The sequence below is a fragment of the Marinomonas arctica genome (assembly GCF_003259225.1).
GTDB lineage: Bacteria > Pseudomonadota > Gammaproteobacteria > Pseudomonadales > Marinomonadaceae > Marinomonas > Marinomonas arctica.
On record NZ_QHJF01000081.1, the window covers coordinates 1 to 716 of the forward strand.

The 716-nt window shown below is 42.9% G+C and carries 1 protein-coding gene; it reads right to left on the reverse strand.

Features of this window, described 5'->3' with window-relative positions; translation table 11 throughout:
• Positions 1 to 8: 8 nt before the first annotated feature.
• Positions 9 to 716 (reverse strand): ISAs1 family transposase (locus DK187_RS20920; protein WP_111609223.1); only part of this gene is annotated, 708 nt, incomplete at its 5' end.

A 716-nucleotide genomic window follows, 5' to 3' on the forward strand; every position in this document is an offset into this window, starting at 1 on the left:
CACCTCATTCACTCTTCTGCCACAGCTTTTAAACCCGCTGCCAATACTTTATCTAAATACTTTATGTCCATGCTGGCAATTTTCTGTTTGCGCCGAATACTGGCTTTTTTGCTCGTTTCGGCTCGTAGCATGTTTAAAGCAAAATGCCTCATCGTGGCTAATATTTCAGCTGATTCTCCGTTATAAATTGGACACTTGTCTTCATTCATCGAGACATCAAGCACCCAGTGTAAACTATTTTCTATGCCCCAATGACCTCGAACCGCTTCGGCAAATCTGGACGTGTCTAGTTCGGCTGAACTAATGTAGTAGCGGTATTCTAACGAGTATTGTTGGGCTTTCTTTTCAAAGCGATAACCCATGGCAACGCCAATCGTTTTTAACCCTGTCCATTCTTTAAATTCACCGATGAGAGCGGTAGCGGGCAATACCTTATATTCTCTGGCCTCGTAGCGTCCATGTCCCTGAGTAATTTGTATCTGCTTCGGATCAACAGGAAGCGAAATACTTTCGGCTAAGGCTTGTTTAACCGCACGATGCAAGGCGTCTTGGTTGCCTTTAACCGCTAAAAGATAATCGCCTTTTTGCGTCACAATCTGCTTTGCAATGTCTTTTTGACAGCCCATGGCATCAATAGAAACAAGACAACCTTTAATGTCCAAAAGTCTTAATAACGCTGGAATAGCGGTGATTTCATTCGATTTTTCTTCTGTCTT